The 16,086-nt window shown below is 59.0% G+C and carries 12 protein-coding genes; 2 read left to right on the forward strand and 10 right to left on the reverse strand.

Translation table 11 applies throughout. The annotated features are described in order from the left end of the window. Positions 1-64: 64 nt before the first annotated feature. Complete coding sequence (locus RBB47_RS06070) at positions 65-2,821, forward strand: EAL domain-containing protein (RefSeq protein WP_305984856.1); 2,757 nt, start codon at positions 65-67, stop codon at positions 2,819-2,821. A 76-nt stretch (positions 2,822-2,897) separates the two neighbouring features. Here RBB47_RS06070 and pnp read toward each other — a convergent pair whose 3' ends face one another. The 3 genes from pnp to RBB47_RS06085 form a co-directional block, all read right to left on the reverse strand. Next, entirely contained in the window at positions 2,898-5,024 is a 2,127-nt protein-coding gene (gene pnp / locus RBB47_RS06075; protein ID WP_305984857.1) for a polyribonucleotide nucleotidyltransferase, read from the reverse strand. Positions 5,025-5,347: 323 nt separating this feature from the next. After that, a complete protein-coding gene (gene rpsO / locus RBB47_RS06080) occupies positions 5,348-5,617 on the reverse strand; it encodes a 30S ribosomal protein S15 (RefSeq protein WP_207142647.1) in 270 nt (89 codons plus the stop codon). A 261-nt stretch (positions 5,618-5,878) separates the two neighbouring features. Beyond that, positions 5,879-6,637 carry a sulfite exporter TauE/SafE family protein gene (locus tag RBB47_RS06085; RefSeq protein WP_305984858.1) on the reverse strand — a complete coding sequence of 253 codons (759 nt, stop codon included), beginning with the start codon at positions 6,635-6,637 and terminating at the stop codon, positions 5,879-5,881. Between the two features lie 98 nt (positions 6,638-6,735). Here RBB47_RS06085 and RBB47_RS06090 point away from each other — a divergent pair, with 98 nt between their 5' ends. Then, positions 6,736-7,623 carry a LysR family transcriptional regulator gene (locus tag RBB47_RS06090; protein ID WP_305984859.1) on the forward strand — a complete coding sequence of 296 codons (888 nt, stop codon included), beginning with the start codon at positions 6,736-6,738 and terminating at the stop codon, positions 7,621-7,623. A 4-nt stretch (positions 7,624-7,627) separates the two neighbouring features. Here RBB47_RS06090 and truB read toward each other — a convergent pair whose 3' ends face one another. The 7 genes from truB to RBB47_RS06125 all read right to left on the reverse strand — a co-directional run bounded on the left by truB (position 7,628) and on the right by RBB47_RS06125 (position 16,075). Next, the gene (truB, locus tag RBB47_RS06095) at positions 7,628-8,572 is read right to left on the reverse strand and encodes a tRNA pseudouridine(55) synthase TruB (protein WP_305984860.1); all 945 of its coding nucleotides are present in this window, start codon (positions 8,570-8,572) and stop codon (positions 7,628-7,630) included. A gap of 197 nt (positions 8,573-8,769) precedes the next feature. Then, positions 8,770-9,183 carry a 30S ribosome-binding factor RbfA gene (gene rbfA, locus RBB47_RS06100; RefSeq protein WP_305984861.1) on the reverse strand — a complete coding sequence of 138 codons (414 nt, stop codon included), beginning with the start codon at positions 9,181-9,183 and terminating at the stop codon, positions 8,770-8,772. Positions 9,184-9,287: 104 nt separating this feature from the next. Then, positions 9,288-12,023: a translation initiation factor IF-2 gene (infB, locus tag RBB47_RS06105; RefSeq protein WP_305984862.1), complete on the reverse strand. Its 2,736-nt coding sequence runs from the start codon at positions 12,021-12,023 to the stop codon at positions 9,288-9,290. A 29-nt stretch (positions 12,024-12,052) separates the two neighbouring features. Further along, positions 12,053-12,688 (reverse strand): RNA-binding protein, encoded by a 636-nt coding sequence (locus tag RBB47_RS06110; RefSeq protein ID WP_305984863.1) that lies wholly within the window; start codon positions 12,686-12,688, stop codon positions 12,053-12,055. A gap of 90 nt (positions 12,689-12,778) precedes the next feature. Then, on the reverse strand, positions 12,779-14,434 hold the full coding sequence (gene nusA / locus RBB47_RS06115) for a transcription termination factor NusA (protein WP_305984864.1): 1,656 nt from the start codon (positions 14,432-14,434) through the stop codon (positions 12,779-12,781). A gap of 71 nt (positions 14,435-14,505) precedes the next feature. After that, positions 14,506-15,099 (reverse strand): ribosome maturation factor RimP, encoded by a 594-nt coding sequence (gene rimP, locus RBB47_RS06120; RefSeq protein ID WP_305984865.1) that lies wholly within the window; start codon positions 15,097-15,099, stop codon positions 14,506-14,508. 289 nt (positions 15,100-15,388) lie between these two features. Next, positions 15,389-16,075 carry a tRNA (guanosine(46)-N(7))-methyltransferase TrmB gene (locus tag RBB47_RS06125; protein WP_305984866.1) on the reverse strand — a complete coding sequence of 229 codons (687 nt, stop codon included), beginning with the start codon at positions 16,073-16,075 and terminating at the stop codon, positions 15,389-15,391. Positions 16,076-16,086: the final 11 nt, after the last annotated feature.

Genomic DNA, 16,086 nt, shown 5'->3' on the forward strand with positions numbered 1-16,086 from the left:
TTCCGGTTGTGGGAGGCATTTGAAAACAAAAGTCGCAATTGGGTCGAGGGCAGTTCGATACAAAATGAAAAGAACCGCGGGCGTCAAATACAGTTGGATCGTGTTGGGTCTGTTCTTCGTTGGCCTGCTGACGACGGCTCTCGCCCTCTTTGGGATAACTTATCTCGGCAGCCTCTCGGTCGCAGAACTCGAAATTGAAAGACAGGTTCAAAAAGAGGACGCGCTCGCCAGGCTGGCTTTCGAGACGCATCTCAGGCAGCTCGAAAACCAACTCCGCACGGCGTCAACCAATCAGAACCTGATCGAAGCGGTCGACGCCTATGACAGCGCGGCTGCGACCCGGATCCTCGAGTCCCTAAGTCAGAACGTATCCGGACCCTTGCCGGACATCCTCATTCTGGATCAAGAAGAGCAACTGGCCTGGTTGAATGCAAGCCTCGGTCTGGTCGACGTGGGTGCGGTCCTGCCCGGAAAGACGCTGAAAAATCTGCCTGACAGCACGTGGGAGATCTACAGCAATCACGCCACAGATCCGGATACGGTCGTCGCTGTGATCGCGCTGCCTGTGATCGACCCCAAAGACGAGCGTGTGATCGCAAGGCTCGTCGGCGGAACGACACTGAACGATTCCTTCATGCTGCTCGATTCCCTTGCCCGTCTGCTTGGCGTCGAAAGCATTGCGATCGTACATGAGGGTGAGAACACCGCTGCCATCGGCAATTTTGTGAGCGCCAGCCATTTCGCAAGGATCCAGGAATTGCTGTCGGAGACATCGCACGCGGTTCAGGATGGTAATCTATTCTCGAAGTCGGAAATCTATCGCGACCAGCACAACCATCCGATTTATGTGTACACCGATGAAACAAGCGACATTCACGGGAAAATCCGAAATTCTTACCTGGAAATGTTCGTTCCTTTCCTTTTGTACGTTTCCGTCGCCGCGCTGATTGCCGCGTTCCTGCTCAACAGGTTCACCGAGCCCGCGCTCGCGGCGCTCGTCAAATACGCAACGGCACGGCGCAACAAGGGCAACCTTGACGATTACCGGCCGGGCCGGATTGCCGAATACAATCAGCTGGGATCGCTCTTCGAGGAGGCGTTTGAGTCCGTTCACCGGACCAATGCACAGTTCCGGGATCTCATTGACGGCTCGCTTCAGGGTGTGGTGGTGCATGCCGAGCAGAAAATTCTTTATGTGAACCGGGTCATGTTCGAGATGCTCGGCTACGACGCGGACAGGCCAGAACTTCTGATCGGCCAACCCATCTGGTCAATCTATTCGCCCACCGAACAGGATCGGCTGCGCAACTATCACAGGCTCAGAACACAGGGGGAAGTCGTCCCCACGGTCTACGAGGTGCAGGGCCAAACTGAAGGCGGCGATCAGATCTGGCTGGAACAACACGTTCGCATGACGACCTGGGACGGACGGGCGGCCTTTTATGTGACAATACTGGACGTTACCGAACGCAAGGAGCAGGAAAAGCTGATCGAGCATCGCTCCAACTATGACTTGCTGACCAAGCTCCCAAACCGAAACCTGTTCCTCGACCGGCTGAAACAGGCAATCACGCAAACTGAAAAGACAGAGGGCATGGCTGCTCTGATGGTCGTGGACATGGATCGCTTCAAGACCATCAACGACACCTTCGGCCACGGCTTCGGAGACAGGATCATTAAGACCGTCGGTGATCGGATCGAAGCCATCGTCAAGTGGAATGAAACCGTCGCAAGACTGGGCGGCGACGAGTTTGCCATCATCCTGCCCGACGCAGAAGACGAATGGGAGATCGAGCACAGGGCACAGACGGTTCTGGAAGAAATATCGCAGAAGATCGAAAGTGATCACGGCAAGGACCTGTTCCTGACGGCAAGCATCGGGATCACCGTCTATCCCTTTGACGGCAAGGATCAGGATGCTCTGCTGCGCCAGGCGGATGCGGCCATGTACCAGGCCAAGTCCGACGGTGGGAACAAGTTCCGGTTCTTCTCCCGGCACATGAACGAGCGCGCCGTTCGCATTCTTCAACTTGAAACTGCCCTGCGCGACGCGATCGAAAACGAAACCCTGGAAATCTTCATCCAGCCTGTCATCGACTACGTGTCCGGGACGATCTACGGCTGCGAAGCGCTCGCCCGCTGGCACGATGCCGAACTCGGCGACGTTCCGCCTGCCGAGTTTATCCCGATTGCCGAAGAGTCCGGACTGATCATTCCCCTCGGCAAGCTCGTGTTGCGCAAGGCTTGTGAGTTTCACGCGGACTGCCTTGCCCGCGGGCTGGACGTCAAGAGCATCAGTGTCAACATTTCTCCGCGTCAGTGCCGCGAGGACGGCTTCATCAACTCCATCCAGGCTATCCTGGAAGAGACCGGGATGGACCCGAAGAACCTTCGTCTGGAAATGACTGAAAGCGTCATGTTCGAAGACGAACGGATCAATCCGGTCGCACTGCTGAATGCGATCAAGAGCCTCGGCGTCAAGATATCCCTGGACGATTTCGGAACCGGGTATTCCTCACTCAGTTACCTAAAAAGACTGCCGATCGACATCCTGAAAATCGACCGCTCATTCATCATGGATCTTGAGAAGGATCCTGATGACCAGGCGCTCGTCGAGGCTATCATTTCAATGGCCGGAAAACTCGGTGTCAGGGTGATCTGCGAGGGTGCGGAGACACGGCAGCAATGCGATATTCTGGCGAAGCTTGGCTGCAGGCTGATCCAGGGCTTCTATCTCGCAAGACCAATGCCCGAGCACGAGTTTCTGGAATTTGTTGCCGACAAACCCTACGAAGAAAATCTTGCTCGGCAGGCCGGCTAAGGCGCCAACTGACAAACGAAAAAACGCGCGGGAGCAGCAGGCTCCCGCGCGTTTCGTTCTCAAACCACCGGTGCGATTACTCGGCAGTTTCCCTTTCGATTTCCTTGCCGGTCTCCTGGTCAACAACCTTCATGGACAGGCGCACCTTGCCGCGCTCGTCAAAGCCCATGAGCTTGACCCAGACCTTGTCGCCTTCCTTGACGACGTCAGTCACCTTGCCGACCTTGCGCGGAGCCAGTTGCGAGATGTGCACCAGGCCATCCTTCGCACCAAAGAAGTTGACGAATGCACCGAAGTCGACGCATTTGACGACCGTTCCTTCGTAGATGACGCCGACTTCCGGCTCGGCCGCAATGGAGTTGATCCAGTTGACGGCCGCCTTGATGGCCTTGCCGTCGGACGAGGCGATCTTCACGGTGCCGTCGTCCTCGATGTTGACCTTTGCGCCAGTCTTTTCGACGATCTCGCGGATGACCTTGCCGCCAGAGCCGATGACTTCACGGATCTTGTCGACCGGGATCTTCATCATTTCGATACGCGGCGCGTGCTCGCCGAGCTCGGAGCGGGCCTCGGTGATTGCCTTGGCCATTTCGCCCAGAATGTGAATCCGGCCATCCTTGGCCTGACCCAGAGCGACCTTCATGATCTCTTCGGTGATACCGTCGATCTTGATGTCCATCTGCAGCGAGGTGATGCCGTTCTCGGAACCGGCCACTTTGAAGTCCATGTCGCCGAGATGGTCTTCGTCACCAAGGATGTCGGAGAGAACCGCAAAGCGCTCGCCTTCCTTGATCAGACCCATCGCGATACCGGCAACCGGTGCCTTGAGCGGAACACCGGCATCCATCAGCGCCAGAGACGTACCGCAGACGGTCGCCATGGAGGATGAACCGTTGGACTCGGTGATTTCGGAAACAACGCGCAGCGTGTACGGGAAATCGTGGTGCTGCGGCAGCATCGGGTGGATTGCGCGCCACGCCAGCTTGCCGTGTCCGATTTCACGCCGTCCGGGCGATCCCATACGGCCGGTTTCACCGACGGAGTAGGGCGGGAAGTTGTAGTGCAGCATGAAGTGGGACTTCACGGTGCCTTCAAGCAAATCGACGAATTGTTCGTCTTCGCCTGTGCCGAGCGTGGCAACAACGAGACCTTGCGTTTCACCGCGGGTGAACAGCGAAGAACCGTGGGCACGCGGCAGGATGCCGACTTCGGAAGAAATCGCGCGCACGGTGGACAGATCACGGCCGTCGATGCGGTGGCCGGTGTCGAGGATGGCACCGCGGACAATTTCAGCTTCAAGCTTCTTGAACTGTTCACCGAGAACCGTTGCTTCGGGAGCTTCACCTTCGGCCGCATTGGTGATCAGGGCCTCGACGACTTTGGCCTTGGCCGCGTCGACAGCGTTCTTGCGGTCCGTCTTGGAGGTGATCTTGTAGGCAGCCGTCAGGTCGTCGGCAGCCATGGATTTGACCTTGCCGAACAGCTCGGAATGGTCCGGAATGGACAGTTCGCGCGGCTCTTTTGCGGCGGTTTCCGCCAGCTTGATGATCGCGTCGATCACCGTCTGGAAACCCGTGTGACCGAACATCACCGCGCCGAGCATGGTGTCTTCGTCAAGTTCCTTGGCTTCCGATTCCACCATCAGAACCGCATCGTTCGTGCCGGCGACCACCAGGTCGAGGGCGCTTTCGGGCATGTCGTCAACAGCCGGGTTCAAAACATATTCGCCGTTGATATAGCCAACGCGCGCACCGCCGATCGGGCCCATGAACGGCACGCCTGACAGGGTCAGTGCAGCGGAGGCTGCGACCATTGCCAGAATGTCCGGGGCGTTTTCCATGTCGTGAGACAGGACGGTGATCACCACCTGGGTGTCGTTCTTGTATCCGTCGGCAAACAGCGGGCGGATCGGACGGTCGATCAGGCGCGAGGTGAGAGTTTCGTGCTCGGACGGGCGGCCTTCACGCTTGAAGAAGCCACCCGGGATCTTACCGGCGGCAAATGCCTTTTCCTGGTAGTTCACGGTGAGCGGGAAAAAGTCCTGTCCCGGCTTCGGTTCCTTTGCGGAGACAACGGTGGCCAGAACCTTGGTTTCGCCGTAGGTCGCCATGACGGCGCCATCGGCTTGACGGGCAACCTTGCCCGTTTCGAGGACGAGCGGACGTCCGCCCCACTCGACTTCTACACGATGAATATCAAACATCATCTGTCCTTACGTATTTGCCTGTTTGCCGCTGCATTCGGTACAGCGCCAGCTAACAGACACATTCCCGGTCGGCCCCGGATGGGCCGGTTACCGGCGGACAGGTCACGGGCAAGACAACGGGCTGCTTTCCATCGAAACAAAAGAAGCCGGCAATCCTGCCCCATGACATGTCACGAGGCTTCTATAGAGTGTTCCTCTGGATATTGAAACACTCAAGAACGGCACCGCACGAGCGACCAGAGCAGGTCCGAAAGTCCGGCGAATGTCGTTCCAGAAAAAAACGCGGCAGGTTGTTGCCCACCGCGCCTTGAATTGCGTTCTTAGCGGCGAATGCCAAGACGCTCGATGAGCGACTTGTAGCGCTCTTCGCTCTTGCCGCGCGTATAGTCCAGAAGGGACCGGCGCTGCGCAACCATCTTCAGAAGACCGCGGCGGGAGTGATTGTCCTTGCCATGGCCCTTGAAGTGTTCGGTCAGGTTGTTGATGCGCTCGGTGAGGATCGCTACCTGGACTTCCGGAGATCCGGTGTCGCCTTCCTTGGTGGCATATTCCTTGATGAGCTCAGCTTTGCGCTCTGCAGTAATCGACATCGCTCTTTCCTTTCGAAGAGTGGCGGTCCGTTTACCGGACACGTTGCAACGCCGGGAGACCGGCCTGATCCGAATGTCTCCAGAGCCGAGATGTCGTTCAGCAAAGGATCGTTCGGACGAATTGGACCTTAGTGCCCAATGGCGGCGGTATATGGCAGAAAACGCACGGTAAATCCAGTGTTTTCTTTGATTATTGGCGCTTCTGGCTCGTTGCGATTCAATCTGCCGTCCGGATCGGGACCGGCCTCGCTATCAGCGCGCCTAAACCAGTAAAGACGTTATGCTGTCGGACAGCAGCTTGGCACCTGCCAGCGCCAGGAAACCATACACGAGCGCTATGAAGAGGCGTTGATCAATGCGCTTGTGCAGGAAATTTCCCACTGCAATTCCGCCGAGCAGAACCGGTGCAATCCAGAGGCTCACGGCCAGGCTGTCGAAAGAGAGCTGCCCCATCAGCGTGTAGGAGACGGTCTTGAGTGCGTTCATTGAAAAAAAGTACATCGTGTTCGTGCCAACAAACACGGATTTGTCGAGCCGCTGTGCCAGCAGATAGCCCTTGACCGGCGGTCCGCCTGCATGTGCGACATAGCTGGCAAATCCGGAAAGCGCGGCAAGCGCAAAGGCTGCGCCATGGCGCGGCGCCCTTTCAATCGCCGGCGACGTGCGGGACAAAAGGTACTGGGCAACAAACGCAAGGGCCAACAGACCCACAACGAACCGTATCAACTCAGCGTTCATCCACTGAAACGTTGCGAGCCCTATAGCCAATCCAACCAGCGCGCCCGGTAGCATCGCCTTCACGACGTCTTTCCGCCAGTGATGGCGGTACTGCCAAACAACAATCACATCCATGGTGATCAGAAGAGGCATCAACACCGCGACAGCGAATTGCGGTTCCACGAACAAGCTCAGCATAGGCACTGAAACGACGCCCAGTCCGCCGCCAAAGCCGCTTTTCGACAGGCCGGTGACAAAGACTGCTGCAGCCGTGACAAGGTAGAACGAGAGAGGAAGTGTCATGAAGCGCTCCTTTCGATCGCGGAGCAGATCTTTAGAACCTCTTTTAAAATCTGAAAAATGATTTATCTTGCTTTTTTAAATCGCAAAAAGAGATTTTAATGTTTGATCTCAACTCTCTGGAAAGCCTTGTCATTGCCTCCGAAACCCTGAGTTTCACCGAAACGGCGGAGCGCAGGAACACGGTTCAGTCAGCAATCAGTAGCCATATCAGAAAGCTCGAGAACGACGTTGGCAGGCCCTTGTTTGAACGCGGGCGCGGACAACAGATGCGCCTGACACCTGAAGGACAGGCCCTTGTGGCTTATGCCCGACGCATTTTGTCTTTGACGGACGAGGCGCTTGCGACCGTCAAGAACGCGCGCTTTCAGGAGACAATCAGACTGGGAACCACTGTTTCGCTCGCACAATCGGTCCTACCGCCAGTTCTGAGCGATTTTGCACGTCAGGAACCGAATGTGCAGATTCAAGTCGATTGCGATCGCAGCAATGCACTGTTGGAGCGGCTTGCTGCCGGCGAGATCGATTTCGCGTTCATGCTGGACCAGGGAAAAAGGACAGGCCGGGTGTTTGCCGAAAGCACGCCTCTCGTCTGGGCAGGTTCAAGCGACTTCAGCCCCGAGGCCTGGCTCGACGTGCCCCTCGTCTTTCTGACGGACGGGCGGGATCTCAGACGCCACGCCTTTGATGCGCTCGACCGCGCCGGGCGACGAGGTCACATAGCCTACCAATGCCCGCATCCCGTTGGTCTGAGGGCTTTTGTTCTTTCGGGTCTTGCGCTCACAGTCATGGCAGCGCCGTCGGTAACGCTGCCCTTGGTGTCATTTGGTCCCCAAGAAGGGCTGCCACAACTTGGTTCCACTGTCCTATCGCTTTACCGGCCGTCGGGACACCAGTCCGAGGCGGCCGAAACGCTTGGCGCTCTCTTGAACGCCGCGGTTCGGACCAGGCAAAAGCCGCAAAAAGCTGCGGGACTGTCTTCGGTCTGAAAAATCAGAGATTGAACACCCGCGTCGGCTGGAAGCGGCCCTTGTCAATCGAACCGATGGCAACGGGCACGCTTGCGTGGCTGGCGAAGGCAACTTCGCAGTTCAAAGGCGCGTCCCGGCCACGCAGCAGCACCGCCATGCCTTTGCGGATCTTGCCGGCGTCGTCTTCGGAGACCTGGACTTCGACAAGCGCGTCCATGGCCTCGCGTACCGGCAGAACAAATTCCTCGACAAGGGAATCTACGCCCACACCCTCTTCCAACTCATCAAAGGCTTCGCCGATCTCGTCGAGATCGATCAGGTCCTCCTCGCCAAACGGTCCGACAAGGAGGCGGCGCAGGCTCGTCACATGGCCGCGCGTGCCGAGGCGGCGGCCAAGGTCGCGTGCCAGGGCGCGCACATAGGTGCCCTTGCCGCATTCGGCTTCGAAAACCGCACGGTCGTCATCAGGACAATCAACCAGATCAAGGCGATGAACGTCGATTGGACGTGCTTCCAGTTCGATCTCTTCACCGTCTCGTGCAAGATCATAGGCACGCGCGCCCGCAACCTTGATTGCGGAGAACTTCGGCGGCACCTGCATGATCGTGCCGGTGAAGTCAGCAAGGACGTCGGCAATTGCGTCTGCGCCGGGCCTCACGTCCGACGTCGCGATCACGTCACCTTCGGTATCGTCCGTATCGGTCTCCAGGCCCCAGGTCACCTCGAACCGATAGACTTTACGGCCGTCCATGACAAAGGGAACGGTTTTGGTTGCCTCACCGAAGGCGACCGGCAGCAGGCCGGACGCTCTCGGATCAAGCGTCCCGGCATGGCCGACCTTTTGCGGTGAAAAAATCCGCTTGATCCTGCCAAGCGCCTCGTTCGACGTGATGCCGTATGGCTTGTCGAGCACAAGCCAGCCATTGATCACGTTCTTTTTTCTTTTGACCTGTTTCTGGCGTGCCATTTCGAATTCGTTTGTTGAACAGTCAAGTGAGCGGACTTGCAGCCACCAGCTTGTCATCCCGGTTCGAGCATCGCGAGAGACCGGGATCCAGTACGTCCGGTCTTGGCGCGCTATCTAATAACTCAAGTCAATGAATACTGGATCCCTGCCTGCGCAGGGATGACAAATTGATAGGTTCAGTTTCACAGCCGCCAAAATCAGTCGTCGCGGTTTTCGTCATTGCCAAGATCGCGGGAGACTTCCGGTGAATGCAGCAGTGTTCCAATTCGGTCGTCATCATCAAAGCGCGTGTCGAGCACGAAGCGCAGGTCGGGCATGTATTTCATGGTCAGCCTGCGTGAGACCTGCCCGCGCAAGTATTTTGCGCTGCGGTTCAGCGCCTTTTCGACCTTGTCGGCATTCTTTCCGCCCAGCGGCATGACCAGGCATGTCGCAAGACGCAGGTCCGGCGTCATGCGCACTTCGGGGACGGTGACGATCGCCCCGTCCAGATCCGGATCGGAGAACTCGCCTCGGGTGAGAATGTCGGACAGTTCCTTGCGCACCGTCTCGCCAACCTTCAACTGACGTTGGGATGGGCCACGGTTGTCCTGACCGTGATGTCTAGCCATGTGTGTTCCCTACAAGGGGCACCAATCGCCCCTGAAATACAGTGCGCCGGCGCGGATCCGATTGAATCCCGCCGGCGCGTTTGTCTGAAGTTATCGTCCGGCGTTCAGAGCGTTCTTGCGATCTGCTCGACGCGGAAACATTCGATGATGTCGCCCGGGCGCATGTCCTGGTACTTGGTGAAGTTCATGCCGCACTCCTGACCGGATTCGACGGTCTTCACCTCGTCCTTGAAACGCTTGAGCGTGCCAAGTTCGCCTTCGTGGATCACGACATCGTCGCGGATAAGGCGGACGTTCGCGCCCCGTTCCACGATGCCTTCCGTGACCAGGCAGCCCGCAACCTTGCCGACTTTGGAAATGTGGAAGATCTCCTTGATCTCCGCATTTCCGAGGAAGGTTTCGCGGCGTTCCGGCGACAACAGGCCGGACATGGCCGCCTTGATGTCATCCACCAGATCGTAGATCACGTTGTAGTAACGGATCTCGATGCCGTCGCGGGCAGCCGCTTCGCGGGCCTGCTTGTTGGCGCGCACGTTGAAGCCAAGGATCGGCGCATTGGAGGCTGCAGCCAGCGTGATGTCGCTTTCCGTGATCCCGCCGACGCCGGACAGGAGAATGCGCGCGCCGACTTCCTCGTTGCCGAGTTCGTTCAGCGCGTGAGCAATGGCTTCCGCCGATCCCTGCACGTCCGCCTTCAGAACCAGCGGGAACTCCTTGCGTCCGGTCTCCTGCAAACGGTTCATCATCTGCTCGAGCGAACCACGGGCGCCGGAGGCGACCACGGAGGCCTTTTCGCGGATCTGACGCTGGCGGTAGTCGGTGATCTCACGGGCGCGTGCCTCGTTCTCGACCACGGCAACGAGATCGCCGGCTGCCGGCGTACCCTGGAAACCGAGAACCTCAACCGGTTTGGCCGGTCCGGCTTCCTTCACCTGCTTGCCGTTTTCGTCCAGCATCGCGCGGACACGACCCCACTCGGAGCCGGCCACAAGAATGTCGCCCGGCTTGAGCGTGCCTTTTTGCACCAGAACAGTCGCAACCGGTCCACGGCCGCGATCGAGCTGGGCTTCGATGACAATGCCCTCTGCCGTGCGGTCCGGGTTGGCCTGGAGTTCCAGAACCTCGGCCTGCAGCAGGATCATTTCCAGGAGCTTGTCGAGATTGGTGCCGTTAAGAGCGGACACCTCGACGTCGATGACATCGCCGCCCATGGATTCCGTAACGAGTTCCTCGCTCAACAGCTCCGTGCGGACCCGGTTCGGATCTGCACCCGGCTTGTCGATCTTGTTGATCGCCACGATGATCGGAGCGTCGGCCGCCTTGGCATGAGCGATCGCTTCCTTGGTCTGCGGCATGACACCATCGTCAGCAGCCACAACAAGGATGACGATGTCGGTCGATTTGGCACCGCGGGCACGCATCTGCGAGAAGGCTGCGTGGCCCGGCGTGTCGATGAAGGTGATCTTCTGACCGTCCTGGTCAACCTGATAGGCACCGATATGCTGGGTGATGCCACCGGCCTCGCCCGAGACGACCTTGGATTTGCGGATCGCATCCAGAAGCGACGTCTTGCCGTGGTCAACGTGACCCATGATGGTCACCACCGGCGGACGCGGCTGCATGGTCGCATCGTCGTCTTCCTTGGTGAAGAGACCTTCCTCGACATCCGCTTCGGAGACGCGCTTGACGGTGTGCCCCATTTCCTCGGCGATCAGTTCCGCCGTGTCGGCATCGATCACGTCGTTGATCTTGAGCATCTGGCCCTGCTTCATCAGCAGCTTGATCACATCGACGGCGCGTTCCGCCATACGGTTGGCGAGCTCCTGGATCGTGATTGCCTCAGGCAGCGTCACCTCACGCGAAATTTTCTCGCGCACGACCTGTTGCTGACCGCGCTTGGCCTTTTCCTGGCGGCGGCGCATCGACGCAAGCGAGCGTGCCCGCTGGCCGTCGTCACCACCGGTTGCCGCGGAAATGGTCAGCTTCGACCGGCGGCGATCTTCTCCGCCACGCGGACGTGCAGTGGGTGTCGGAGCCTGTTTCGGCCGCTTGACCGCGCGCAGACCCTTGTTGCTGCGATCCTCTTCCTCGGACGCAGGCTGAGCCTCGGGCTTCGGGCGTGGCGCAGCGGGAGCTGCGCGCTTGCCCATGTCGTCAAGACTGCGAGGCTTGCCACCATTGGAAGGTGCCGGTCTGCGGACAGCAGCCTTGCCGGTGTCCGGCGCGGCATCCGTTGCAGCTGCTGCCGGCTGAGGTGCTTCCGCAGCGACGGCTTCCACTGCTTCATCGGCCTTGGCCTGCTCGGCGGCAAGCCGGGCTTCTTCAGCTTCGCGTTTGGCGCGTTCCTCGGCTTCCACCTTCGCACGCGCTTCTTCTTCCACCTTGCGCTGCTCGGCCTCAACCGCGCGGCGCTTTTCCTCTTCCTCGCGGCGCTTGCGATCTTCCTCGTCGCGCACCTTGGCCATCTGGAGCGCTGCGGCACGTGCTGCGGCTTCTTCCTTGGTCAATGTGCGCAGCACATTGCCATTGCCCTTCTGGCGCTGGCCGGATGCGGACCGGCGGGCCTGCTTCGATGCCTGGGCGTCAGGCTGCTGCGGCTTGTGCGGTGCTTCGGCGGGTTTGTCGAGACGTTGTGTCGTCGGCGCGGGTGCTTCCGGCTTCGGTTCCTGACCCGGAATTACAACACGACGCTTTTTCTTCTCCACGACGACAGCCTTCGACCGGCCATGCGAAAACGACTGGCGAACAGTTCCCTGATCGCCACCGCCCCGCTTGAGGCCGAGCGTTTTGCCACGCTCAACGCTGATTGTTTTGTCGCCCGGATTTTTCGTATCGCTCATATTGCCTTCAGTCCTGCGCAACCGCCCTGCTATGCGTTGCTCTGTTCGTCGCTTGCTGCGGAATAACCGCGAAAACGCTCCATGTCACGCACTCGTGCCAGAAAGTTTTCACTCGCCTGTCCCGCAAGCAGTGCAGCATGTATCACATTTGACCGGCCCAATGCCAAATCCAATTGGGTCGAATCGAACAAACGGACGATTTGGCACCCGTTTGCCAGTTCCTCTCGAGCGGCGACCACAGCCGCCAGCTTGCGGACACCATCCCCGGCAGCGTCCGAGGCATGGATCAGCCCGATGACGGCGTCCCGCCGCAGGGCTGCGTTAACTTTCGCGTAGCCGGTGACCAGTTCGCCGGCTTTGCGGGTCATGGACAGCGCCTGAAGCGCCGACCTTTCCAGAAGCGCGTCCACGCGATCTGCCAGTCCGGGTTCGACCCGGGCCTCACATTTGAACCCACGGCCGAATATCTTCTTCCGGTCTTTTTCGGCAGACGCGACGATTTTTCCCGTCGCCGTCACCCAGACGCCACGTCCCGGAAGCACCCGCTTCAGATCCGGAATCACTTGTCCCTCGGGATCAAGCACGAACCGGATCAGCGAGCTGATGGGATGAACCTCCCTGGTGACGGCACATTGCCGCTCGGTTGGCTCATTCTTCCTGGGCACGCTGCCACTCCTTCAGATCAACCGACCGTTCCAGGTCCGCTCAAAGACCGGCCGATCGATCCACTTTCCAATCAGAGGTCTTCGCCTCTTTTATCCGTTCAGAATAACGCCGGTCGGCGCTTCTTCCTCGGCCGCCGCAACGACCTCTTCGATTTCCTCTTCGATCTCTTCCGCTTCGGCGGCCATCGCCGCGAGCTCTTCCTCGGTGATCCAGCCGGCTGCAAGACGCGCCGCCATCACCATGTTCTCCGCATCCGCCCGGGATACGTCATAGCCGGACAATGCGCCTTCAAAACGTTTGGTTTCGCCGTCCTTGCGCTCGGTCCAGCCAACCAGGTCGTCCGCGGCGCAGCCAGCAAGGTCTTCCATGGTCTTGATGTCGTCCTTGCCAAGGGCGACCAGCATTGCAGTCGTCAGACCGTCAATCGCACGCAAGTCGTCAGAGACACCAAGTGCAATCCGCTCTTCATCGAGCTTGGCTTCCAGCTCACCGAGATAGTCGCGGGCACGCGCCTGGATCTCGACAGCCGTTTCGTCATCGAAGCCTTCGATCATGGAGATTTCCTCGATCTCCACATAGGCGACTTCCTCAACGGAGGTGAAGCCTTCCGTTGCCAGAAGCTGCCCGACCATCTCGTCAACATTGAGGGCTTCCATGAACAGTACCGACCGTTCCTGGAATTCCTTCTGACGGCGGTCCGATTCTTCCTGCTCGGTCATGATGTCGATTGCCCAGCCGGTCAGCTGGGAGGCAAGACGCACGTTCTGGCCGCGGCGGCCGATCGCAAGAGACAATTGGTCATCGGGAACGACAACTTCAATACGTTCGGCATCCTCGTCGAGAACAACCTTGGCAACTTCGGCGGGTTGCAAGGCATTGACGATGAATGTCGCCGCTTCCTCGTTCCACGGAATGATGTCGATCTTTTCACCCTGCAGCTCGCCGACGACAGCCTGAACGCGGCTGCCGCGCATACCCACACAGGCCCCAACCGGATCAATGGAGGAGTCCTTGGAAATCACTGCGATCTTCGCACGCGAACCCGGGTCGCGGGCAACGGATTTGATCTCGATAACACCGTCGTAGATCTCCGGCACTTCCTGCGCAAACAGCTTTGCCATGAACTGCGGGTGCGTGCGGGACAGGAAAATCTGCGGCCCACGCTGTTCGCGGCGCACGTCATAGATGAAGGCACGAATGCGGTCGCCGGTGCGGAAGATTTCGCGCGGGATGAGTTCATCCCGGCGCACGATGCCTTCGCCACGACCGAGATCGACAATGACGTTGCCGTATTCCGCCCGTTTGACAACGCCGTTGATAACCTCGCCAACGCGGTCCTTGAACTCCTCGTACTGGCGGTCGCGTTCCGCCTCGCGCACTTTCTGCACGATCACCTGTTTCGCCGACTGGGCCGCGATGCGGCCGAAATCGAGCGGCGGAAGCGGTTCGGCAATGAAGTCACCGAGGCTGGCTTCCGGGTTGCGGGCCTGCGCATCGGCAAGCGAAATTTCAGTGGAAACGTTCTCGACGGCTTCGACAACCTGCAACAAGCGCTGCAGGCGGATCTCGCCGGTCTTGGGATTGATCTCGGCGCGCACTTCGGTTTCCGTGCCATAGCGGGAGCGGGCCGCCTTCTGGATCGCATCTTCCATCGCGTTGATGACGATCATCCGGTCGATCGATTTCTCCCGGGCAACTGCATCAGCAATTTGCAGCAGTTCCAGCCGGTTCGCGCTGATTGCCATATTCCACTCCTCTTGCGCCGCGCTCGTGCCTTGGTCTGTTGGCGCGTTCTTGTTGCCACCGAGCCGGACGCTCAGTTGGGCGTGTTGTCCTGTGTCAGCTCATCGTCGGCGCCGCGGGCAGCAAGAGCTGCCTTTTCCGCCTGAAGAGCAGCTGTGATCAAATCGTCGGTCAGAACGAGCTTGGCCTCGCCGATGTTTTCAAGCGGCAGGTCGACCGTGTCGTCTTCGCCTTCGCGCACATCGGGCAGGCGCACTTTGGCCGCACCACTTTCTGCACCGAGAAGCGTTCCCCTGAACCGCTTTCGTCCCTCCAGCATGACAGCCATTTCGACTTTCAGCTCGTGGCCGGCCCAGCGATCAAAGTCGCCGGCACGCACCAGTGGCCGGTCTATGCCCGGGGAAGAAACTTCCAGATGATAGGCCCGGTTGATCGGGTCTTCGACATCAAGCGCAGGAGAGACAGCACGGCTTACGGTTTCGCAATCCTCAACCGTCATGGTGCCGTCCGGGCGCTCTGCCATGATCTGCAGGGTGCAGCCATTGGCAGCGCTGATCTTCGTGCGAACAAGACGATAGCCGAGATCTTCGATCACCGGCTCAACAATTGCGGCAACGCGGGCGTCGAGGCCCTGTTCCGTAACTATCCTTGGTTCGTGTGCGCTCACACTTGGCTCCTGTTAAAACCGTTTCCGGTCATAAGCATCAGATGCGCCTGATTGTCGGTCTACATGAGGCTATCCTGCTTGGTTCAACTGTTTCCGGGCCTGATCTAAGCAAAAAAGAGCGGGTCCCCGTCGGGCCCACTCTCAAAATGCTCTGATAAAGCCGTTTGAGGTGAAACACCGGCTGTATAACGCCAAAGGCAGGCCGAAAGCAAGTGTCCCGCGCCGAATCCGCAAAAGAACTTGTTTGGCCGGCGGGCAATTGAGAGCCGGCGGCATTTCGCCCCTGCTGTCAGATGCGACGGAAAGTCAGATATCGCCCCGTGCGGCCTTCGCGGATCGCCTTGGCCTCGTATCTGGTGCCCGGCCAGCCGTCCCACGGCGTCCTCCAGTCAGCGGCTGTTTCAGCCAGCCACTCGAATGCCTCGTGGTCACGGCAGTGGCGCAGCGTCCAGTCGATATAGGTGTCGATGTCGCTTGCGAAACGGAATTCGCTTCCCGGTTTCAGGGCGCGCGCGTAACGGTCAAGGTTCTGCCGGTTTATAAACCTGCGTTTCCAATGCCGCTTCTTCGGCCAGGGATCAGGATAGAACTGATAGGCCATATCCAAGGAGGCTTCGGGAAGCCAGTCGAGCACGTTGACCGCATCGTCCTCATAAAGGCGGACATTTGCCAGCCCCTCCTCGACGACCGCCGTGACCGCCTTGGCCATGCTGCCGACAAAGGGTTCCACACCTATGAACCCGGTCATTGGGTTCGTCCGGGCCCGGTGCAGCAGATGTTCGCCGCCGCCGAAACCAACTTCAAGGCAGACGTTCTCGACCTTTGCCTCGAACAAGCCGGCAAGTTCCATCGGTGCAGGAGCATTCAGATCAAGCGCCAAACGTGGCAGTTCGCGTTCCATCAACGCCTCGCGGCGCGGGCTCAGCGGCTTGCCTTTTCGGCGACCAAAGAAAGAACCTTCGTAACGATCAGTCATCTTGAAAGCGT

The sequence above is a fragment of the Roseibium sp. MMSF_3544 genome (assembly GCF_030732845.1).
In the GTDB taxonomy this organism is placed as follows: Bacteria; Pseudomonadota; Alphaproteobacteria; order Rhizobiales; family Stappiaceae; genus Roseibium.

What these genes read in the sequence shown, in the direction of transcription:
- RBB47_RS06070 (WP_305984856.1), top strand. Translation starts at nt 65, where the DNA reads ATGAAAAGAACCGCGGGCGTCAAATACAGTTGGATCGTGTTGGGTCTG.
- pnp (WP_305984857.1), bottom strand. Translation starts at nt 5,024, where the DNA reads ATGTTTGATATTCATCGTGTAGAAGTCGAGTGGGGCGGACGTCCGCTC.
- rpsO (WP_207142647.1), bottom strand. Translation starts at nt 5,617, where the DNA reads ATGTCGATTACTGCAGAGCGCAAAGCTGAGCTCATCAAGGAATATGCC.
- RBB47_RS06085 (WP_305984858.1), bottom strand. Translation starts at nt 6,637, where the DNA reads ATGACACTTCCTCTCTCGTTCTACCTTGTCACGGCTGCAGCAGTCTTT.
- RBB47_RS06090 (WP_305984859.1), top strand. Translation starts at nt 6,736, where the DNA reads ATGTTTGATCTCAACTCTCTGGAAAGCCTTGTCATTGCCTCCGAAACC.
- truB (WP_305984860.1), bottom strand. Translation starts at nt 8,572, where the DNA reads ATGGCACGCCAGAAACAGGTCAAAAGAAAAAAGAACGTGATCAATGGC.
- rbfA (WP_305984861.1), bottom strand. Translation starts at nt 9,183, where the DNA reads ATGGCTAGACATCACGGTCAGGACAACCGTGGCCCATCCCAACGTCAG.
- infB (WP_305984862.1), bottom strand. Translation starts at nt 12,023, where the DNA reads ATGAGCGATACGAAAAATCCGGGCGACAAAACAATCAGCGTTGAGCGT.
- nusA (WP_305984864.1), bottom strand. Translation starts at nt 14,434, where the DNA reads ATGGCAATCAGCGCGAACCGGCTGGAACTGCTGCAAATTGCTGATGCA.
- RBB47_RS06125 (WP_305984866.1), bottom strand. Translation starts at nt 16,075, where the DNA reads ATGACTGATCGTTACGAAGGTTCTTTCTTTGGTCGCCGAAAAGGCAAG.